The sequence below is a fragment of the Candidatus Egerieousia sp. genome, assembly GCF_056211015.1.
In genome coordinates this window covers 1-20,525 of sequence record NZ_JBAELF010000042.1, presented here as the reverse complement: position 1 = coordinate 20,525, position 20,525 = coordinate 1, and the positions used below count along the sequence as shown (strand labels likewise).

Below are 20,525 nucleotides of genomic sequence, written 5' to 3'. Positions count from 1 at the left end.
AAAATTGCTAAGATGTCAACCTCGCACTTGCAGCCTTGTGAGTGCTCTCTCTTTTTGTGCCATTGGCTCAAAATGTATTAAAAACAAGTCAAATAACGCCGGAATAACCAGAAACGGCACAATTAATTTTCGTATGAAATTCTGAGACAGTTCATTAAAGACTTGTCAAAACGGAATTTTTGAAAATGCATTTACTTCAAAGGGTGTCAGATACCCGGCCGGACGGCTTGCTTGCTATGCTTGAGTCAAGTAGAGGCATTTGTTGTAAAGATAACTAGCATTATCCAAAATTGCAAATGTCCACAAAAGAGGTGTTTTTGTGGATTTTTGGCCTATTTTCCATCAAATTTCCACAAATGCGTTGGTTTTGTGGCCATTTCATTGTTTCCGGCCACAAAATCGCTCTAATTGTGGATAAATACGGAAACATGACCGTAGTACAAAGTGTGAAGATGATGTGTATTTTCAAGGGGATAGGAGAAGTGGACTGCGAAGCTGTAGAATTGACTATCGCTGTAGAATAATACCATGCAAAAATAAGAAGATTGCCGAACAATTCGTATATTTGAAAATTGATTGCTCAGGGAAATCAAACAACTACTATAATAATTACCTATGAAAAAGTTTTTCAAAAGTGCGCTGATGCTGGTGGCTGCCGCTTGTGCGGTTCTGGCAAGTGTTCAGTGCAACAATGGCGGCAACAGCCGTGAAACAGTTGCTGAAAGTATTGACAAATACATTCAGGACGTAAAGGCGGAGTGGAACATTACAGGTATGGCGGTCTGCTTCTCACTTGACGACGAGCTCCTTTTTGAAAAGGGTTACGGTATCAAGGATATGAACAAACCTGCCGATGATCCTGACAATCAGATTACTCCTGAAACAAGATTCCAGATTGGCTCCGTTTCAAAATCATTCACAGCTCTAGTAATGAGCCAGCTGGTTGAAGAGGGCCTTGTCAACTGGGAGGATACAGTCAAGAACATTCTTCCTGATTTCCAGATGTATGACCCTTGGGTTACCGAGCACATGCAGGTAAAGGATATCATGACACACCATACAGGTCTTCCTGATGATTACGGTTCATATCTTCCTAACCTCGGTTATGACAGACACGATGTTTACAGGATGATTGCAAGAATGAAACCTTGCTATGTGTTCCGTGGTGACTATCAGTACAACAATATAACCTTCCTCATTGCTTCCGAAATGATTGAGAAACTTACAGGAAAGACCTGGGAGGAGAATGTTCAGGAAAGAATATTCGACAAGCTTGGAATGAGCGCTTCTTCAATGAACAAGGAAGGGTTCGAGGCTCCCGGCAACGTTGCAGTTCCTCACGAGTATCTCTGGGACCACGGTTTGAAACAGAGGGCCCTCTATGGCGACGACCAGGCTCTGTGGTGGCTCACAGTAATAGGCCCTGCAGGCGGAATCAACTCAACCGTACAGGACTTGAACAAATATGCAAAGGTTCAGAGAACAAACGGTTTGCTTGACGGCGAAAGGATTTATCCGGAGAAGGTTCTTAAAGATGTTCATAAGGGATACACAATCTGTTCACAGGACAGCACATATATCAGACTTTACGGACATTGCTGGTTCATTGAGCAGAACAACCGTTACAAACTCTTCTTCCACACAGGTACAACCTGGGGATTCACCTGCATCTGCTTCTATGTTCCTGAAATAGGCCTGAGCGGTGCTATGCTCTGCAACGACGAGATTCCTGCCGAGCCTCGTTACGCAATCATGAGAAGACTCATTGACCTTGTAATGGGCGCACCTGCCAACAAGTTCACCGAGAAGTTCATTGATTACAACATTGCTTATCATAACGAGTGGCTTGATTACCGTGCAAAACGTGACCAGAAGAACGATGAGAACTATGTTGAGCCTGTTGCAGAACCTGAGAATGCAGCACAGCTGATAGTTGGTACATACAAGAAGGACGAACTCTTTGGTGACGCAGTGATTTCACATGAGGACGGCAAGCTCTTCATAACAATAGGCCCTAAGAACTTCAAGAGGGAGCTTCTGCACAAGACAGATCTTTCCTACATCTTCTGGTGCGATGGTCACGACTTCACAATCCACTTCAACCGCAATGCGGCCGGCAGCAAGGTTGACGGCTTCATCATTGAACTTGCAAACGGCGAGGAGAACGACCTTGGCGGCTGGACAAAGAAATAGTAATCAGAATGAATCTTTCACAATATGAAAAGCTTTAAATCACTAAAAATAGCAGCGGCTTTCCTTTTTTCACTGCTGATAGTAACAGAATCCTTTTCTGCATTTGCCGGTGAGGGAAAGAAGGTTGATCCGAATTATAAACCTGTAGTGGGAATTTCCGCAAGCGAGAACGGTCCTTGCGGAGCGCCTCTGAACTATGTGAACGCAGTTCGCCGTGCCGGTGGTATTCCTGTAGTTATCCCAATGACTGCCGATGCTGAGCAGATAGCAGCTGTCCTTGACATTGTTGATGTAATAATAATGACCGGTGGTGAGGATATTGATCCTCTCAGCGGTTACAATGAGGAGCCCGTTCCTGCTCTGGGCGAGGTTGTTCCTTTCCGTGACAAGTTTGACATCATGCTTATAAAGGCTACCGTTGAGAAGGGCATTCCTCTGCTCGGTATATGCAGAGGCGAGCAGCTGCTCAACGTTGCAATGGGCGGTTCACTGTATCAGGACATTCCAAGCCAGGTTGAGGGTACATACGTGAAACACAGACAGAGCGCTCCTTCAAGCTTTGGAACACATAGCGTTTCACTGGTTCCAGGCTCATTGCTTGCAAACATACTTGGTGTTGAGAAATGTGTGACCAATTCACATCACCATCAGGCCGTGAAAGCCGTGGCTCCAGGTTACGAAATAATAGCTCAGGCCAAGGACGGCGTTGTTGAGGCAATTGCAAAGAAAGGCTGCAACAAGATTCTGGGCGTTCAGTTCCATCCGGAAGGACTCATCAATGCGGCGGACAATATCAATTTCCTCAAGATTTTCCAGTACTTCATGGAAAGAGGACGTGAATATCACGCAGGCAAATAATCCTTGATTCAATTCAGCAAGTGCGGAAGGTTTCCTGGTTTTACCTGGACCTTCCGCACTTGTATTTTATAAATAGCACAATATCAATGCATTGTGTTTTTATGGTGCGAAAGGAGTATGCAAACTGAGGAAACCTTCCGCATTTTCATTGGAAAATTGAGTTCAGGGTATTGCAAATATCAAAAATATACTTACCTTTGCAATCCCAATGGTGGATTCGTCTAACGGTTAGGACAAAAGATTCTCAATCTTTAAATAGGAGTTCGATTCTCCTATCCACTACAAAGGCCTCAAGATGTATCTTGGGGTTTTTTAAAAAGACGAAAGTCCCGGACCCATAGCTCAGTTGGTTAGCAGCACCTGACTCATAATCAGGGGGTCGTTGGTTCAAGCCCAACTGGGTCCACTTCCCAAAGCAGTTGCATTGCAACTGCTTTTCCTTTATTGGGGCGCCGCCCCAAACACCGCTTGTTCCAAGCCGCTCCCGGCCTATACCGAACTTGCGTTTTTTTAGGCTCAATGAATAATTGGAAAAATGTAAGATTGAGCCTGATGCGGTATTGGATTAGTGTATGATAAGCAGAAAACTGGATATTATTTTGTTGATGTTCATTCAGAGTCATCCCATGCCAAAAGAGCAGATTTATACTCCGGATTTGAGCGGACTTAATGATAAATTGAATAATCCAATAAGATGAAAACTCTTTTCTTCAAACTCCGCTCTTTGATCAGGACGCATATTGTTCATGTCAAGGAACTGGTACCTTACTGGCAGCGGGTGCTGCAGGATCTGCACATAACTGCCGCAGCGCTCACATATTACACAATCATTGGAATAGTACCTCTCTGGATGTGCATATACATCCTCTGCGACGTTTCCAACACCAGCGTAAGCGTTTCATCCTCAACCGACCTGCTGATGCCGAACATAGGAGATTCCGTAGGTTCATTCGATGAGATAGCCCAGATAGGAATCAAGGGCATATTCACACAGTACACATGGTTCGGCTGGATTGCCCTGGCGGTAATCATCTACGCCGTTATCTCACACTCCTGACCATAGCGCACATCTTCAGTCTCTTTGACCGTGACGAACATCTGAAAGGCTTGAGCTTCGAGCAGATTGCCAAGGACATGTTCCCACTCGGCGATGGTTCAATTTCCTCATCCTCAGGTAGGAAGCAGACATACGTGTCAATACCCGCAATGCTCCTTGACAGCATTCTCAAGGAACTCTGCAAAAGCGGAATACTGGTTACGGAGGACAGTGACAAAGTGCGTTATTTCCCGAAGCATCAGATGCTTTCAGGCAACAGGACACTGCACGATTATACAATAGGAGACGTGCTTTTCATACTCGATACCCTGGGTAATTTCAAGCTCGATGACCTGACTCCTCAGATTTGTTCGTCATACAAGGGAAGTTACATTGACAAGCACCTGAATCTGTATTCGGACAAGGTTTTTGCTGCACCTATCATGCTCCTCACACCACAGAACTTCCCAATGAGCGAAGAAAACTCCGCCCTGCTTGACAAACGCGCTACATACAGCTCCCAACTTGAGCGGAATCTGATTTAGAGGTTGATCCAGTTGTCAACTGCAAACGGGGTGTCGTCCTCAAAGAAGAGCTTGGTTATGTCCGAAACTATTTCGTGGCCGTATATGCTGTTGGTGAAATAGATGAAGAATTCGTTGCGTGCAGGAACGTACATGAACAATGCCTTGAAGCTGCCGTTGTCGCCCCAGTGCCAGTAAACATTGCCCTGGTTGGCGTTCTTCTCAAGACCTATGCCGTTGCACCAGTACATTGTGCTGTCGCAGGCTCTTTCCTCGTCCCAGTATCTCTTTGCAATCTCCGGATTAGGAGTGAGGAACAGGTTCCAGTATTCTTCGGTAAGTCCGTTGGCAACATTGCCGTTCACTGCAGGCTGGTAATATTTCGTAGCTATCGCTGTGAGGAATTTTGCATAGTCCTCGGCGTTTGTCCTGAGGGTGTAGGCTACATTTGACCTTGGATGTCTGCCCTGGCCTCTGTCCTCGAAGTTCGCCTTGTAACCGCTTACAGCAAGGGAGTCATATTCATCGAGCCAGCAGTAAGCTGTATGCTCAAGACCAAGAGGTTCGAATACCATTTCCTTGGCAATCACATCAATGCTCTTGCCCTTGATGGCCTCAACGGCTCTCTGCAGGAATGCCATGCCTTCTCCTGAATATCCGTAGCAGGAATCAGGCTCAACCGAGAAAGTGATTGTTGAAGTTGGCCACTCGTCTGAAGAAGGACCTGCCGCCCAGTTGCTAAGACCGGTACGATGGTTGAGAACCATTGCTGCGGTGATTTTCCTTGCACGTGCTGTGTTCAAGCTGTCACCTGCCTGCTCGAAACGGGCTATGTCGGTGTATTGGCAGAGCGGGGTGTTGAGGTCGATTTCTCCGTTCTCAACCATCTGCATTACTATGTATGAGAAAATGACCTTGCTCAATGAAGCAGCCTGGAACACGTGGGTCTTGCCTGCCTCGTCCTCTGAATATACTGCCGGATTCACTTTCTGGATGTGTATGCTTGCTCCGTTGGAATAGAAAACCAGATCGATCATTGGAATGGAGTCCCTTTCAATCAGGGCCTGCAATGTTGAGTCATAAACGGGAAGATTGGCCTGGAGCCTTTCCATTGCCGCTGTTTTTTCAGCGTTTTCACTGTTGCCGCAGGATGCTGTGAAAATACTTGCAGCAACTGCCATTACCGCTGCAAGCGAGAAGAGGAAATTATGTTTCATAAAGCTGGAAAATTTATTTCAATTCACTATGCGAATATAATCAATTTATCCCAATAATGTCTGTCAATAATTGTAAATGGGAATATGATGGATTATCTTTGTAGATTGTAAAAAATACATTGAACATGCATATAGCTGTAGCTGGAAACATAGGAAGCGGCAAGACCACCCTCACCAGACTCCTTGCCAAGTATTATGGTTGGACCCCAAAATACGAAGAGGTTGACTATAACCCATATCTTACTGATTTTTACAATGATATGCAGCGATGGTCATTCAATATCCAGATTTTCTTCCTCAACAGGAGATTCAAGGACATTGTTGACATAGACAGAAGCAAGGAAACCATTATCCAGGACAGGAGCATATACGAGGACGCAAGGATATTCGCCCCCAACCTCCACTCCATGGGTCTGATGAGCACCCGCGATTTTGACAATTACAGTTCGTTGTTCGACCTTATGGTCTCCCTTGTGAAGGCGCCTGACCTTCTGATATATCTCAAGGCTTCAATTCCTACTCTGGTATCGCAGATCCAGAAGAGAGGCCGTGATTTTGAGGCTGGAATACGCATAGATTATCTCAAGGGGCTGAACGATCTTTACGACAACTGGATTGACAACTATTCAGACGGCAAGAAACTTGTCATAAACGTTGACGACATCAAGTTCGAGGACAATCCCAAGGATCTGAGCCTTATAATTGACAGAATCAACGCACAGCTCAACGGCCTTTTCTAACTAATAGGTAAAACACCAGGAAAGTGCGGAGGGAAGATGTTTCGCAAGCCTTCTGCAAGTTCTTGAAAAGTAATAAAAAAAATGCTTGCGAAACATGAGTAGGTGAATTATGAAATCGATTCTTGGCATTGGGAATGCTCTCACGGACATACTGGCAATAGTTCCCAACGATAACTGGCTCGCAAAGTTCCACCTTCCGAAAGGAAGCATGCAGCACGTTGACGGTGCAACCGGAAACAAGATATGGGCTGAACTCAAGACTCTGGGCGTACAGTACGTTCCGGGCGGAAGCGCTGCCAATACAATTGCCGGCACATCAATTTTCGGAATGCCGAGCGGATTCATAGGCAAGGTTGGTGAGGACGAACTCGGTTCGCTTTTCAAGGCGGCTCAGGAGAACAATGGTATAAAGACCAATCTTCTCAAGGGCAGCAAACCAAGCGGACGCTCCATGGTCTTTGTTACAAAGGAGAATCAGGAAAGGACATTCGCAGTATATCTTGGTTCGGCACTGGACCTTGTTGCAGAGGATCTCAAGCCTGAATTCTTCCAGGGTTACGATTATTTCCATATTGAGGGGTATCTGGTACAGAACCAGAGTCTTGTAAGAAGGGCTGTGAAATACGCAAAGGAAGCGGGCTGCATAATATCCCTTGACATGGCGTCCTATAATGTTGTTGAAAGCAACAATGCATTCCTGCACGACATTGTGGAGAAATATGTAAACATTGTCTTTGCAAATGAAACAGAGGCCAGGAGCTTCACCAAGATGGAACCTGAGCAGGCTTGCGTGGAAATTGCAAAAATGTGCGATATTGCTGTAGTGAAGCTCGGACCCGATGGTTCGCTTGTGCGCAGCGGCAATGAGGTTTACAGGATACAACCATGGCCTGCTACAAGGGTGGATGCTACAGGAGCCGGTGACATTTATGCAGCGGGATTCCTTTACGGACATTCTCTGGGCCTTCCAATTGAAGCTTGCGGAAAAATAGGCTCAATCATTTCTGCCAAGGTAGTGGAAGTCATAGGTCCTAAGGTTGACGTACCAAGATGGAAGGCTGCAAAACAGGAAATACGCAGGCTCATTGCAAGCTACGGAATTTCTGAACAGACTTCAAAATAATGGTACAGGACGCTTTAAACAGAAAAAGATTCATAAAAATCATCAAGAGCCTGCTGATGCTTGCATTGGCGGTGGCTTTGCTTTTCATATCTTTCAAAGGCGTTCAGTGGAAGGACTTCGTTGAAGGACTGGCCGGATGCAACTACTGGTGGATTGCCTTTGCAATGCTGGTTGGTGCTTTTGAACTTGTAATACGCAGCCTGCGCTGGCATATTCTTCTGCGTCCTCTGGACAATGAAATTACAAGGATGAGAACCTGCCACGGGGTGAACATGGCCTTTCTCACCAATTTCATCTTCCCGAGAATGGGCGAGCTTGTCCGTTGCGGAGTGGTGGCAAACAGGAGGCTTTCCTTTCAGGCAGCGGTTGGAACCGTGGTTGCTGAAAGGGCTCTTGACATGATATGCCTGATAATAGTCGTGCTTCTCATGTTCGTTTTCAACTGGAGCACATTCGGGGTGTTCATCCAGGACAAGCTGCTCACGCCTTTCGCACAAAGATTCACCGGAGAGGCGCTGTGGGCAATGGCCGTTGCACTGATACTGCTCATTGCAGGATTCGTTGCATGCCTTGCATTATGCAGGAAGTACAGAGGCAGGAGATTCTTTGAAAAGCTTTACAGCATAATCAGCGGGCTTGGCAGCGGTCTGGGTTCAATTCTCAGGATGAAGCACAAGTTCCTGTTCATAGTATATACAATTGCATTATGGGCATCGTTCTGGCTTACAAGCTACGCAACAATACTTGCCTTCCAGAGCACAGGAACGCTTGATGCCGTGAATGCGGCAGGCGAACACTTTGCCCTTGGGGGCGGCGACGCTCTTTTCCTTATGGTTGCAGGAGCGCTCGGCTGGGTTGTTCCGGTTCAGGGTGGAATAGGAGCTTTCCACTTCATAGTGAGCCTTGCCCTTACAACAATGTATGGAATATCACAGAGCCAGGGAGTTGTGTTTGCAACAATATCGCACGAATCCCAGGCAATAGTAATGATAGCAATGGGCATTTTTTCGGCCATCTGCCTTTGGTTTGTCAAACGGAATAATATGATACAATCATGAAGTACAAGGTTTTTTATGTGAATGATTTGCGCGAGTGCTGCTATGTTGTGGACTGCGGTTCGCAGAAATGTGTGATAATAGATCCCGGAATGCAGAATGCAGGCGAATGCGGAAGAATTGCCGACTACATAAGGACAAACAGTCTTGAACCTGAAGCAATACTTCTCACTCACGCTCACTTTGACCATATAATGGGTGTGAATTTCATACTCAGGAACTGGAACGTACCGGTTTATATGAATCAGGCCGATGAAAGGCAGCTCAGGAAGGCGGCGCAGTATGCCCTGATGTTCGGTGAGATGATAGAGGCTCCGGCCGTTGACAGCCTGAAGTTCGTGAACGACAACGATGTACTCACTTTCGGCACCACACAGTTCAAGGTCCTTGCAACTCCCGGCCATTCGGAAGGCTCGGTATGCTACTTTGCGGGTGAATGTCTCTTCTGCGGCGACACCCTCTTTGCAGGCAGCATAGGCCGTACTGACCTTCCCGGAGGAAGCTATGACAGCATAGTTGAAAGCTTGAAAACCAAGATTCTGCCTCTTGCCCCCGATACAATAGTACTTCCGGGTCACGGTCCTGAGACCACGGTGGCATCGGAGGCCAGCACCAACCCCTTCCTCCAGTTCGGAGCACCGGATTTTATACAGATAAACAGATGAAATACATATTCTTTACAGCGATAGTGGCGGCAATGCTCTCAGCCTGCTCCTTTATTGGTGGGAAGGAAAGCGCTGCCGGCATAGACAGAACTGCGCTGGAGACAAGCATCGACAGCATTGTAAAGAAAAGATACGATGCAAAGTCCATTATCTCCTTTGTGATGGAGAACCATACCCAGCGTGTGGTTGTGCCGCCGCTCCCTGACACTGCGTACTTTGCAGGGGAGAGAGTGCCTCTGGAATACATTGATGTAAGGGAGAGTCTGGTGAGGGAGCTTACAGCAATAAGCTATATGCACTCATCGCTGGTTTATACCATCCAGCTTTCCGGCAGGTACAGAGACAGGATATGCCGCAATCTGAAAGCCAACGGTGTACCTGAGGATTTCTTCTATCTCTGCGTGGCAGAAAGCATGCTCCAACCGCTCACTTCATCTGCTGCGGCAGCCGGTTACTGGCAGTTCCTCAAAGGTACCGGCAAGGAATACGGGCTTGTGATAAACAATGAGATAGACCAGAGATATGACTGGGAGGCCTCCACTGCCGCTGCCTGCAAGTATCTGAAGAAGGCTCATGAGAAATACGGCACCTGGACCCTTGCCGCTGCAAGCTATAACATTGGTACAGGGAACATAGATAACAGAATAAAACTGCAGGGAACCAGTAACTACTACGATATGCAGCTTCCTATGGAAACTGCCAGGTATGTGTTCAGGGCAATTGCATACAAGACCATAATGGAGAATCCGCTGGCATACGGGTTTGACATAAAGGAAGACGATATGTTCAGCGAGCCGGAGCACAAGTTTGTTCAGGTGAGCGGAAGGGTTGAGAACTGGAGTGATTTTGCAAGGAAGCACGGTACAAATTTCAAGATGCTCAAGCAGTACAACGAGTGGATACGTTCAAATAAATATTCAGGCGGAGACCGCAGGACATTCAATGTTTTCATACCAAAGCGTGAGACAGTTCAGGAGGACGGGGAATGAAGGCCATTGAAATAGTTGGATGCAGGCAGCACAATCTCAAGGATATTTCGCTTGAAATACCCAGAGACCAGCTTGTTGTGGTCACGGGATTGAGCGGAAGCGGAAAATCATCGCTTGCATTCGATACTATATATGCGGAGGGACAGAGGCGGTATATGGAAACGCTGAGCGCATACGCCCGTCAGTTCATAGGCGTGCTGGAAAGGCCGGCTCTTGAGAGCATCAACGGCCTGAGCCCGATAATTGCAATCGAGCAGAAGACCACCGGCCGCAATCCGCGTTCAACGGTTGGAACAATAACCGAGATTTATGATTTCCTGCGTCTGCTTTATGCCAGAATAGGCGTTGCATATTCGCCTGTTACGGGCAAGCCTATGGTGAAATACACCACGGAGCAGATAGTGGAACTGATTCAGAAGGAATATTGCGGCAGGAAAATATATCTGCTGGCTCCGCTTGTGAACGGGCGCAAGGGTCATTACAGGGAATTGTTCGAGTCATTGCTCAAGAAGGGCTACAATCAGGTGAGGGTGGACGGGACAATGATTCCTTTGAGTGAGGCCAAACCGCTCGACAGATACAGGAACCATTTCATTGAACTGGTTGTTGACAAGCTTATGCCTTCTGCGGCGGAGGACGTACAGGAGGCGGAGCAGAAAAGAATATCAACATCGGTAAGTACGGCGCTTGACCAGGGCAAGGGAATGGTGGCCATTCTTGAATTCGGCTCCGAGGACAGACCGTTGAGGTTTTTCAGCCGCTTTTTGATGTGCGCAGACAGCGGAATGTCGCTTCCCGAACCTGCGCCTCACAGTTTCTCCTTCAATTCCCCGCAGGGCGCCTGCCCTAAATGCAAGGGCTTGGGATATATAGCAAGGATTGATTTTTACAAGATATTCCCGGACAGAAGCAAAAGCATAAACGGAGGAGGGATAGCTCCTCTGGGTTCATATAAGGACAACAACTGGTTCAGAGTGCTTGAATCAATGTCAAAGAAACTTCAGTTCTCCTTGAACGATCCTATAAGAGAGCTTCCTGATGATATCATTGATATGCTGGTTTATGGCACCAATGAACTTTTCAGGGTGAACCTTACGAACGGAATACATCTTGCGCCTTTCCCCGGAGTGGTTTCCAAGCTTGAGAAGGACGCAAGCGGCGACGATGAGATATCCACCTCAAGTGTAAGGGCCGAAAGGTTCATGCAGGAGGATGTATGTCCCGAATGCGGAGGCAGCCGCCTCAAGAGCGAGGCTCTGCTGTTCAAGATAGATGGCAAAAACATATATGAGGCGTCCTGTATGGATATTGACAGCCTCTACAACTGGGTGAAAGGCCTGCCTGAAAAACTCAGCGAAAAGGAGAACATAATAGGCGGGGAGCTCATCAAGGAACTATGCTCGCGCATAGGATTCCTCTCGGACGTTGGCCTGAACTATCTCCAGTTGGGAAGAAGCACACGTTCGCTCAGCGGAGGAGAGAGCCAGCGAATAAGGCTTGCAACCCAGATAGGAAGCCGTCTGGTTAATGTTCTCTATATTCTGGATGAGCCTAGCATCGGTCTGCATCAGAGGGACAATGTGAAACTTATCAACTCATTGTGCCATCTGCGTGACGAGGGCAATTCAGTAATGGTTGTGGAGCACGACAGGCAGATGATGGAAAGTGCGGACTGGCTTGTAGACCTTGGACCGGGTGCAGGTGTCCATGGTGGCGAACTGCTGTACAATGGAAAACCGAAGCAGTTGCTCAAGATGAGCAAAAAGCAGGTAAGAGCACTTGGCAGCCTTACCGCAGAATATCTCACAGGTTTGAGAAAGATTGAAGTGCCTGCCTCAAGAAGGATTGTAACTGAAGGCGTTACAAAGTTCATTGACCTTTATGGCGCAAAGGGGAACAATCTCAAGGATGTGCATCTGCATCTTCCTCTTGGCGTATTCGTTGGAATAAGCGGAGTGAGCGGCAGCGGAAAATCATCGCTTGTTAATGATACTCTTGTAAAGGCAGTGGGCAGGAAGCTGTACAGGGCGCTTGCGGATCCTCTTCCATACGAAAGGATAGAAGGTCTTGAGAACATAGACAAACTCATTGTTGTTGACCAGGCACCAATAGGCAGGACTCCAAGGAGCAATCCGGCAACATATACCAATCTCTTTTCTGACATAAGGAAACTGTTCGAGCAGACACGGGATGCCAAGATACGAGGATTCAAGGCCGGACGCTTCTCTTTCAATGTAAGCGGTGGCCGTTGCGAGGCCTGCAAGGGAGCCGGCGTGCAGACAATAGAAATGAATTTCCTCCCAAGCGTTTACGTAACTTGCAAGGAATGCGGTGGAAAGAGATACAATCCTCAGACCCTGGCTGTGAAATACAAGGGAAAGAGCATCAACGATATCCTTGAAATGACCATTTCACAGGCTGTTGAATTCTTTGAGAGCATACCTGCAATCTATCAGAAGGTAAAGGTTCTTGAAGAAGTAGGTCTTGGGTACGTGAAACTCGGCCAGCCATCAACAACCCTCAGCGGCGGCGAGAGCCAGAGAGTGAAACTTGCCACGGAACTTTCCCGCAGGTCAACAGGCAAATCGTTGTTCGTGCTCGATGAGCCTACAACCGGACTGCATTTCGAGGATATTAAGGTTCTTATGTCCGTTCTGCAGAAACTTGTGGAGCAGGGCAATACGGTTGTGGTCATAGAACATAACCTTGACGTTATCAAGAGCGTTGACTACCTGATAGACATGGGTCCGGACGGCGGAGCAGCAGGAGGCCGTATCATTGCCTGCGGAACGCCCGAGGAGCTTGCAGCCAATACGGTGTCGGTTACAGGAAAATTTCTTAAGGACGAACTGAAGTAGAGAGTATGCCATCATATCTGCAGGTTGAGAACATATCCAAGTCATACGGCCCCAAAGTGCTGTTCGATTCCATTGGCTTCAATATAAACGAAGGAGACAAGATAGCCTTGATTGCGCCCAATGGAACAGGCAAGACCTCCCTGTTGAGAATACTTGCCGGAAAGGACAAATCGGATTCCGGCGGAAGCATAAAGTTCCTCAAAGAAATAAGGATAGCTTTTCTGGAGCAGGAATTCGAATACAATCCTTCAAATACAATAGCTCAGCAGATTTTCACGGGGGATTTCGAGCAGGAACTGAGCGCAAAAAGGATACTTTCAGAACTCGGCCTCAGTCCTGAGCAGAAACTTGAATCTCTCTCAGGCGGTGAGGTGAAACGTGTGGCCATTACGCAGATGCTTGCCCAGAATGCGGATTTCCTCATAATGGACGAGCCTACCAACCATCTTGACATAGATGCCATTGAGTATCTTGAGAATTATCTGAAGCGTTCGCGCTGCACCCTTTTCATGGTTACGCATGACCGCTATTTCCTTGACCGCATATGCAACACAATCATGGAAATGGACTGCGGTTCGGTGTTCATTTACAAGGGTGATTACGAGAACTACCTTTCGAAACATGACGAGAGAATCTCCAATTACAATGCTCAGACGGAGAAGGTGAGGAACGTGCTCAGAAGAGAGCTGGAGTGGATACACGCAACTCCTTGTGCACGCAGCGGAAAGGCTAAATACCGTATCCAGGCCTTCTGGAATCTCAAGGAGCGCGCCGAGGACTCCTACATACAGCGTCAGGTCTCCCTTGAGGATTTCAATTCCTCCACCAGGCTTGGCACCAAGATCATAAACTGCAGGAATTTATCTTACACCATCGATGGTAAAAGAATAATAGATTCCTTCACTTATAATTTCCAGAGATACGAGAGGGTTGGAATAGTGGGAGCCAACGGCATAGGGAAGAGCACTTTGCTCAAGCTCCTCCTGAAAGGGGAGATTGCCGGTGTTGAGAGGGGCGAGTCACTGAAGATAGGATGGTACAAGCAGGAGGGAATCGAGTTCAATGAAGATGACACGGTGCTTGACGTGGTGCCTGATACATATCTGCTCGGAAAGTTCCTTTTCCCTCACGACATGTATCCTAACAAGGTTGCGCGTTTGAGCGGAGGTGAGAGACGCAGGCTGTATCTGCTCACCGTTCTCATGCAGAAGCCGAATCTGCTTGTGCTCGACGAACCGACCAACGATCTGGACATAGTCACTTTGAACATTCTTGAAGAGTATCTCCTGGAATTCAAGGGCACTCTTATAATAGTCACTCACGACCGCCATTTCCTTGACCGTCTTGCGGACCATCTTCTGGTGTTCTGCGGCAACGGTCAGATCAAGGATTTCATTGGCGGCTATTCAGAATACCGCAGTTTCCTGAAGGACCTGCAGGCAAGTCGGCGCAAGGAGCAGCAGGCGGCTAAACAGGCTGGCAAGGCAAAAGGCACTGGTGCAAACAGCGCGAATGTTGCGGAAGGTCTGAACGGAGCGAATGCTTCAGGAAAAACAGCGAGTGGGGCTAATGGTCTGAATGCAGTTCAGAAGAAAAAACTCAGCTACAAGGAAAAACGCGAACTTGAAGCCATTGAAAAACGTCTGGCGGAACTGGAAGAAGAGAAAGCATCACTTGAACAGATTCTTGCCGGTGGAAGCGCCGATTACGATGCAATAAGCAAGGCTTCGGCCCGCTATGCCGCCATCAAGGAAGAAATGGACGAGAAGGAAATGCGCTGGCTGGAGCTCTCCGAATAATTATTTCTTCCTGAGCCATAGTTCGGGGTCCTGCTTTTCGGTGCCTTTCCATATTTCAAAATGGAGGATGGAAATGTCATCGTTCTCGGAATCCAGATAACCTATAACTTCACCTGCGCGGACGCTTGCACCTGCACTCACGAACACTTTTTCCAGTTTGCAGTAGAAGGTGAAATAATCTCCGTGCCTTATCATCACACACAGATTGTAGCCTGGGATTGCTATCACTCTTGAAACCGTGCCGTTTGCTATGGCAAGCACATTGGCCATTTTCTGTGTGCTTATGTTAACACCGTTGTTGAAAGGCATCTTCACGTTCTTGAAGACAGGATGGTTCCTTTGTCCGAAACCTTCGGTAATCACGCCTTTGTCAACAGGCCACGGGAACTTTCCGAGATTTTTCTCGAAATCTGCATTGAGAGCTGCAAACGATGTAACGCCAATGTGACTGCCGGCCTGTTGTGTGCTTGTAGTGTTATGCTTGCTCTGTTGTTTGTTCTTCTTTGCCTCCTCTTCCCTGGCTCTTTGAATTTCAAGGGCAATGAGACGCTCTATTTCATTGTTGAGCTTCTCCATTTGCCTGCGTTTGCCGGACAATTCCTTTGTGTATGCGCTTTTCTTGCTGTTCAACTGCTTTACCTGCCTGTCAAGGTCTTGTTTCTCGCTGAGCAGAGTGGCGTACTCCTGTTCTACCTCTGCTTTTCTGGCTCTGCTTTGAGAATCAAGCTGCATGAGGCTGGCTTTCCTTGCCTGCATCAGATTCCTTTCCTCAATTATCTGTTCTCCGTATTTGTTGATTTCCTTAGCGAATCTCTTGAAATACTGCCATCTGTGATATCCCTGCTCAATGTCTTCGCTTGCCAGAAGGTACATGAACCACAAACGAGAATCCCTGTGCTTGTATGCATTTACAAGGAGTTTCCTGTAATTATCCTCATATTTTGCCAATCTTTTACTCTGGTATGCAATTACCTTGTTCGTACTGTCAATGGCCTTTTCAAGTCTGGCGCATTCGTTTTCAATGGATATTATTATCCTTTGCCTTCCGCTGGCCTTCCGGCTTACAAGATTGAATTCCTCCAGGCGGTTTTTATGGTTGCGGCTGAGGGCCGTCAGCTGTTCGTTTATCATTTTGATTTCTTCCTGCAAGGCCTGCACTTCCTGCCTGTAGCCAGTGATTTCCTTGGTCTGAATGATCACTGCATTCTTTTGGGACTGAGCTGCGCCTTGCCGTGGCTCGGCTTGCGCTCTGTCTGCCTGCTTTGCAGTCTGGGCCTGAATGCTTTGTAAGGAAAGGAATATGGCGCAGAATATTGTAAGACCGAACAGGTACTGCCGGCCTTTTTCCGCTGTCATATATTTCCTCCAATTCATTTCCTTCCTTTATTCCTTTTTTCTCAAAACGCGCTCGCTGTTCCGCTTTCAGCAATCCGTTTGGTGGCGGCAGTCACTTCATCTGAAAAACTTTGCCTTTCCTGGGCAAAGCTTTTTCATATTCCAGTGCCTTCCGCCTCATTTGGTCACGTTTCCTTCAAAAATGTGACCATTTCACTTTCCCACTACCCGTTTTGCCGCATTTTTCGCAGAAATGCGTCTGTTTCCCTTATTTTCTTCCCGTTTTGTCACGTTTTTGCCCGAAATGCGCTCATTTGCCTCTTTTTCCTCTCGTTTTGCCGCATTTTCTCTCAAAACGCGCTCGTTTGCTGTGGGCGAGCGTTAATATTTGAATGAACTGCCGCCTATGAACTCCCTCATGATTGAGGTTGGTGGGATAGCTGTATGGTCTTCCGGTGAGAGGGCCTGCACAAATGAGAGGAACTTCAGCAGTCTGTTGGCTTCAGGGTACGCCGCAGATGTCTTTGGTATTTTGCGAAGCTGAGGTTCGGCAAAATATTTGAGCAGACAAAGTTCATAAATCAATGATGAATTGAACATTATGTCAGCATTCTCCTGATATGGGAAAATGTTCCGGATTTCTCCATTGCGTACGCTCTTCCATCTGAGTATGGTGTTTTCAGCGCTGTATGACCTGAAATTGTTGTCGCGGACAATACGTCTGAGCAGTCTGTTGTCGGAAGTTGAAATGTAGTTGTTCTCATCAATTGACAGTGTTGTGAGAGCGCTCGCATATACCTTGAACTTCTTTTCAGGTGCAATGCCGGCTGTAAGCTCAGGATTCAGGGCGTGTATGCCTTCCATTACCAGGACATCGTTGTCCTTGAGCCTGATTCTCCTTCCGCTCGGCTGGCTTGTGCCGGAAGTGAAATCATATCTTGGAAGTTCTATCTCCTCACCGTTGAACAGCTGGTTGAGCTGGGTGTTGAGCAGTTCCAGATCCATTGCATACAATGATTCGAAATCATATTCACCATTCTCATCCTTTGGAGTTCTTGCCCTGTCAACAAAGTAATTGTCCATTTCAATGACAACAGGATTGAGCCCAAGTGATTTGAGATGAACTGCAATCCTCAGGCTTGTGGTTGTCTTGCCGGAAGATGAAGGACCGGCAAGAAGCACAACCTTCACCTTGTCACGGCGCTGATATATCATATCAGCAATCTGGGCGTATTTGCGCTCGTGAAGCACTTCTGCAACTGTAACCACGCTTTTTGCGTAACCCTTGAGAATGGCGTTGTTTATGGTTGATATGTTGTTGGCTCCAAGAACTTTGAGCCATTGTGAATTCTCCTCGAATATATTGAACAGTTTCTGCTGGTATGCAAATTGCGGAAGTTCTTCGTTGCTTCCGGAAAGCGGGAACTGGAGGCAGAATCCGTCATTGTATTCAATTATGTCCCAGGCTTTGATGCAGGAGCTGGAATAAAGGAGCGGGCCATAGAAGGTGTCGCAGTAATTGCCGCACCAGTATGTTGTGGAATAGAAATCATCTATCTGTCTGCATATCTCAGCCTTGTTTGTCTGCCCTCTTTTTTCATAGATTGCAATAGCTTCTTTGCTTGGCAGTTTCTTTTTGATGAAAGGAATGTCGGCCTTGATGTATGAGGCAACCTTCTCCTTGAGCAGCTCCTTCATTGAAGCGGTGAAAGTTCTTCCCTCAATCTTTCCATACAGACCCATCGGCAGTGAATAATCAAAGATAAGTTTTGCCTCGTTGCCCCAGAGCTCGTTCACTGCTCTCTGCACGAGCATGCAAAGCGAGCGGCTGTAAACTTTCTGTCCGTCAGGGATATCGGCTCCTATGAATTCAATAGCCTGGCTGGTGTACAGTTTGTGCCTGAGCTCCTTGAGCTGGTTGTTGGCGTATGCGGCAAGACAGTCGTTAACAGGGATATCCTTGCCTGCAATGGCAAGAAACTCCTTCAGTGAGCATCCTGGTTCAACATTGTAGAATTTGCCTGAGTTCTTGCAGAATAGTTGAATCGTTTCCATTATTTCTGTTTTGCTTCAATTTTCTTGAGTCTGAGCTTTTCCAGGTAGCCTGCATCAGGTGCGAGCTTTGCGGCCTGCTCCCAATAAATGTATGCCAGTTCATACTCCTTGGTTGCATAGAGCATTGTTGCGTAATGGTCAAGGATAACGTCGCTTTCCTTGCCGCCATAGAGCATTGCGTGCTTCATTGTCTTTATAGCCTCGTCGAGATACAGGTCACGGTCCGGTTTGTCCATCTGCATTCCTATCAGATAGGCAATCCAGGCGTAAGTGTCAAGGTATGTGGGATTGTCAGGTTCCGCTTCAATGGTCTTCTGGCTCATCTTGCGGGCGTTCTTCAGGTCCTTGCCTGCTTCGGAGAGGAAATATGCGTAGTTGTTCAGGGAAGGAATGTGGTCCGGGGCCATCTTGATTACTTTCCTGTATATCCTGAAGCATTCTTTCTGGTCTTCAAGCTTGTAATATATGTCCGCCATCTGGGAATAGACGTTTATCTCAGCTTCCTTGTTCCCTGACTTCTGAGTCATCTTGAGCATCAGTTTGTAGGTTTCCAGTGTCTGGTCGTACTTTTTCTGCTGGTACTGCATGTATGCAAGCAGTTCGGGGAATACCAGACTGTCCTGGAAGTCCTGCATGCTTTCTCTTGCGGCAGCTTCAGCACCTTCGTAGTCCTTGTCATAGAACAGGGCAAGAATGTATTTCTGGGCGGCCAGAGGATCTTCAGGGTGGAAGTTTCTGTTGTTGGAGAATATCTGTTTTGCCAGTTTGGTGTCTTCATTGGAATAGAAGTAGCTTGCGCAAAGATATGTAACGGCAGTATCGGCCGGGTGGGCCTGATAGAAGGTCATCATGAGGGAATCTATCTCAGGCTTGAATTTTGGGTCCAGTCTTGTGTTCCTGAACATTTCGTGCAGGTAGCCTGTCTTTGCCGGAGCGCTTATGCCAGGACTTGCCATTACTGTGGTGAGTTTACGGAAATAAGTCTGGTAGTCACCTTTGTGCTTGTAGATTTCAGCCTGCCCGTAGATGGCATTGGTGAAATCAGGGTCCTCTTCAAGGGCTTCATTGTAATATGCCATTGCAGTTGAATCCTGCATCTTCTCTGCGTAAAGGTCTCCTATGATGCAGCTTATGAACGGGCTGCGGTCCGCTTTCTCAATGCCGGACATGAACTCGAACGCTCCTGCCATGTTCTGCTGGGCGCGGTATATGTTGTACCTTGTCATTATGGTCTGGTCGTTCCTGCCGTTCTTGGCCTCAATTCTGTCCATCATTTCAAAACAGCGCTCGAATTCGCCTCTCCTTGCATACAGATTCATGAGCTCATAATATGCTTCATTGTTCTGTGGATGGTATTTGATGAGCTTGTTATAAGTTTTTTCGGCATCGGGGAGCTGGCCTGCCGCCGCATATATCTTGCCCATGATGCTAAGGCACCAGAAATTCGTGGAATCGTTCTCGAGAGCCTTTTCAAGATATGCGTGCGCTGCCGGAACGTCCTGGTTCATTACTGCAATCTTGCCCAGATAGAAGAGTGTTGCCGTGCGGCTTTCGTTGCTCTGCGCCTGATTCAGAGCTTCATTGAAATTTTCCTTTGCTTTTTGCAAATCGTTCCGGTTCAGATATTTCACTCCGTCAAGGAATGCGGAACTGCTGTTCTGCGGAATGTCTATCTTTGCAAATTCGCTGCCCTGGAGCAGTGAATCAAGGTTCAATTTTGTTTTCTGGGCGTATGCATTCTCTGCAAAAGCAGCACAGACAGTCAATGCCAGAACCGCTGCAACGGCCAATCTCATTCTTTTCATAATTCAAATAAATTTCACTTTCAAGTCAGCATGTATCATTCCTGATACCAATCTCCCTACACCCTACAAAGTTAATACCAAATTCTCTTTTTTCAATTGCTTGATTGCAGTCAGCTGTTCATTCTTCCCGCCTGATTGCAGGTAACGCGCCCTGCAAAGAAAATTTTGCCTTTCCTGAGCAAAATTTTTTTGCAAGCCGGTCACCTGCCACTTGCGCCCCCTGTTTGCCGTTTCAACTTTGCTCGTTTGGTTGTGTCTTTGCTCACAATGCGC

The 20,525-nt window shown here is 47.1% G+C and carries 16 protein-coding genes and 2 tRNA genes; 13 read left to right on the top strand and 5 right to left on the bottom strand.

Features of this window, described 5'->3' with window-relative positions; translation table 11 throughout:
* Positions 1–615: 615 nt before the first annotated feature.
* From AC06L3_RS03380 to AC06L3_RS03355, 6 genes are all read left to right on the top strand, one after another.
* Positions 616–2,193 carry a serine hydrolase domain-containing protein gene (locus AC06L3_RS03380; RefSeq protein WP_475669211.1) on the top strand — a complete coding sequence of 526 codons (1,578 nt, stop codon included), beginning with the start codon at positions 616–618 and terminating at the stop codon, positions 2,191–2,193.
* Positions 2,194–2,217: 24 nt separating this feature from the next.
* On the top strand, positions 2,218–3,051 hold the full coding sequence (locus tag AC06L3_RS03375; protein ID WP_475669210.1) for a gamma-glutamyl-gamma-aminobutyrate hydrolase family protein: 834 nt from the start codon (positions 2,218–2,220) through the stop codon (positions 3,049–3,051).
* A gap of 210 nt (positions 3,052–3,261) precedes the next feature.
* A tRNA-Glu gene (locus tag AC06L3_RS03370) sits at positions 3,262–3,333 on the top strand.
* A gap of 49 nt (positions 3,334–3,382) precedes the next feature.
* Positions 3,383–3,457, top strand: a tRNA-Ile gene (locus AC06L3_RS03365).
* Positions 3,458–3,745: 288 nt separating this feature from the next.
* On the top strand, positions 3,746–4,108 hold the full coding sequence (locus tag AC06L3_RS03360) for a hypothetical protein (protein WP_475669209.1): 363 nt from the start codon (positions 3,746–3,748) through the stop codon (positions 4,106–4,108).
* Positions 4,051–4,632, top strand: coding sequence for a hypothetical protein (locus AC06L3_RS03355; protein WP_475669208.1), 582 nt, complete (start codon positions 4,051–4,053; stop codon positions 4,630–4,632). The genes AC06L3_RS03360 and AC06L3_RS03355 overlap by 58 nt, the downstream gene beginning before the upstream one ends.
* Here AC06L3_RS03355 and AC06L3_RS03350 read toward each other — a convergent pair.
* Complete coding sequence (locus tag AC06L3_RS03350) at positions 4,629–5,828, bottom strand: serine hydrolase domain-containing protein (RefSeq protein WP_475669207.1); 1,200 nt, start codon at positions 5,826–5,828, stop codon at positions 4,629–4,631. The two genes, AC06L3_RS03355 and AC06L3_RS03350, sit on opposite strands and share 4 nt — an antisense overlap.
* Positions 5,829–5,953: 125 nt before the next feature.
* On the opposite strand from AC06L3_RS03350, the gene AC06L3_RS03345 reads away from it, so the two are divergent.
* The 7 genes from AC06L3_RS03345 to AC06L3_RS03315 all read left to right on the top strand — a co-directional run bounded on the left by AC06L3_RS03345 (position 5,954) and on the right by AC06L3_RS03315 (position 15,057).
* The gene (locus AC06L3_RS03345; protein ID WP_475669206.1) at positions 5,954–6,568 is read left to right on the top strand and encodes a deoxynucleoside kinase; all 615 of its coding nucleotides are present in this window, start codon (positions 5,954–5,956) and stop codon (positions 6,566–6,568) included.
* Between the two features lie 109 nt (positions 6,569–6,677).
* The gene (locus tag AC06L3_RS03340; protein WP_475669205.1) at positions 6,678–7,691 is read left to right on the top strand and encodes an adenosine kinase; all 1,014 of its coding nucleotides are present in this window, start codon (positions 6,678–6,680) and stop codon (positions 7,689–7,691) included.
* Positions 7,691–8,749, top strand: coding sequence for a lysylphosphatidylglycerol synthase transmembrane domain-containing protein (locus tag AC06L3_RS03335; RefSeq protein ID WP_475669204.1), 1,059 nt, complete (start codon positions 7,691–7,693; stop codon positions 8,747–8,749). Before AC06L3_RS03340 ends, AC06L3_RS03335 begins: the two co-directional genes overlap by 1 nt.
* Positions 8,746–9,411, top strand: coding sequence for an MBL fold metallo-hydrolase (locus tag AC06L3_RS03330; protein WP_475669203.1), 666 nt, complete (start codon positions 8,746–8,748; stop codon positions 9,409–9,411). The genes AC06L3_RS03335 and AC06L3_RS03330 overlap by 4 nt, the downstream gene beginning before the upstream one ends.
* A complete protein-coding gene (locus AC06L3_RS03325; protein ID WP_475669202.1) occupies positions 9,408–10,400 on the top strand; it encodes a lytic transglycosylase domain-containing protein in 993 nt (330 codons plus the stop codon). The genes AC06L3_RS03330 and AC06L3_RS03325 overlap by 4 nt, the downstream gene beginning before the upstream one ends.
* Positions 10,397–13,258 (top strand): excinuclease ABC subunit UvrA, encoded by a 2,862-nt coding sequence (gene uvrA, locus AC06L3_RS03320; RefSeq protein WP_475669201.1) that lies wholly within the window; start codon positions 10,397–10,399, stop codon positions 13,256–13,258. Before AC06L3_RS03325 ends, uvrA begins: the two co-directional genes overlap by 4 nt.
* 5 nt (positions 13,259–13,263) lie before the next feature.
* Positions 13,264–15,057, top strand: a complete 1,794-nt coding sequence (locus AC06L3_RS03315; RefSeq protein ID WP_475669200.1) for an ABC-F family ATP-binding cassette domain-containing protein — start codon at positions 13,264–13,266, stop codon at positions 15,055–15,057.
* On the opposite strand, the gene AC06L3_RS03310 is transcribed toward AC06L3_RS03315, so the two are convergent.
* From AC06L3_RS03310 to AC06L3_RS03295, 4 genes are all read right to left on the bottom strand, one after another.
* Complete coding sequence (locus AC06L3_RS03310; RefSeq protein ID WP_475669199.1) at positions 15,058–16,431, bottom strand: murein hydrolase activator EnvC family protein; 1,374 nt, start codon at positions 16,429–16,431, stop codon at positions 15,058–15,060.
* A gap of 342 nt (positions 16,432–16,773) precedes the next feature.
* Positions 16,774–18,447 carry a uridine kinase family protein gene (locus AC06L3_RS03305; protein WP_475669198.1) on the bottom strand — a complete coding sequence of 558 codons (1,674 nt, stop codon included), beginning with the start codon at positions 18,445–18,447 and terminating at the stop codon, positions 16,774–16,776.
* Positions 18,447–20,252, bottom strand: coding sequence for a tetratricopeptide repeat protein (locus AC06L3_RS03300; RefSeq protein WP_475669197.1), 1,806 nt, complete (start codon positions 20,250–20,252; stop codon positions 18,447–18,449). The genes AC06L3_RS03305 and AC06L3_RS03300 overlap by 1 nt, the downstream gene beginning before the upstream one ends.
* Before the next feature lie 63 nt (positions 20,253–20,315).
* Positions 20,316–20,525, bottom strand: a 210-nt coding sequence (locus AC06L3_RS03295) for a hypothetical protein (RefSeq protein ID WP_475669196.1), incomplete at its 5' end; no start/stop codon positions are given.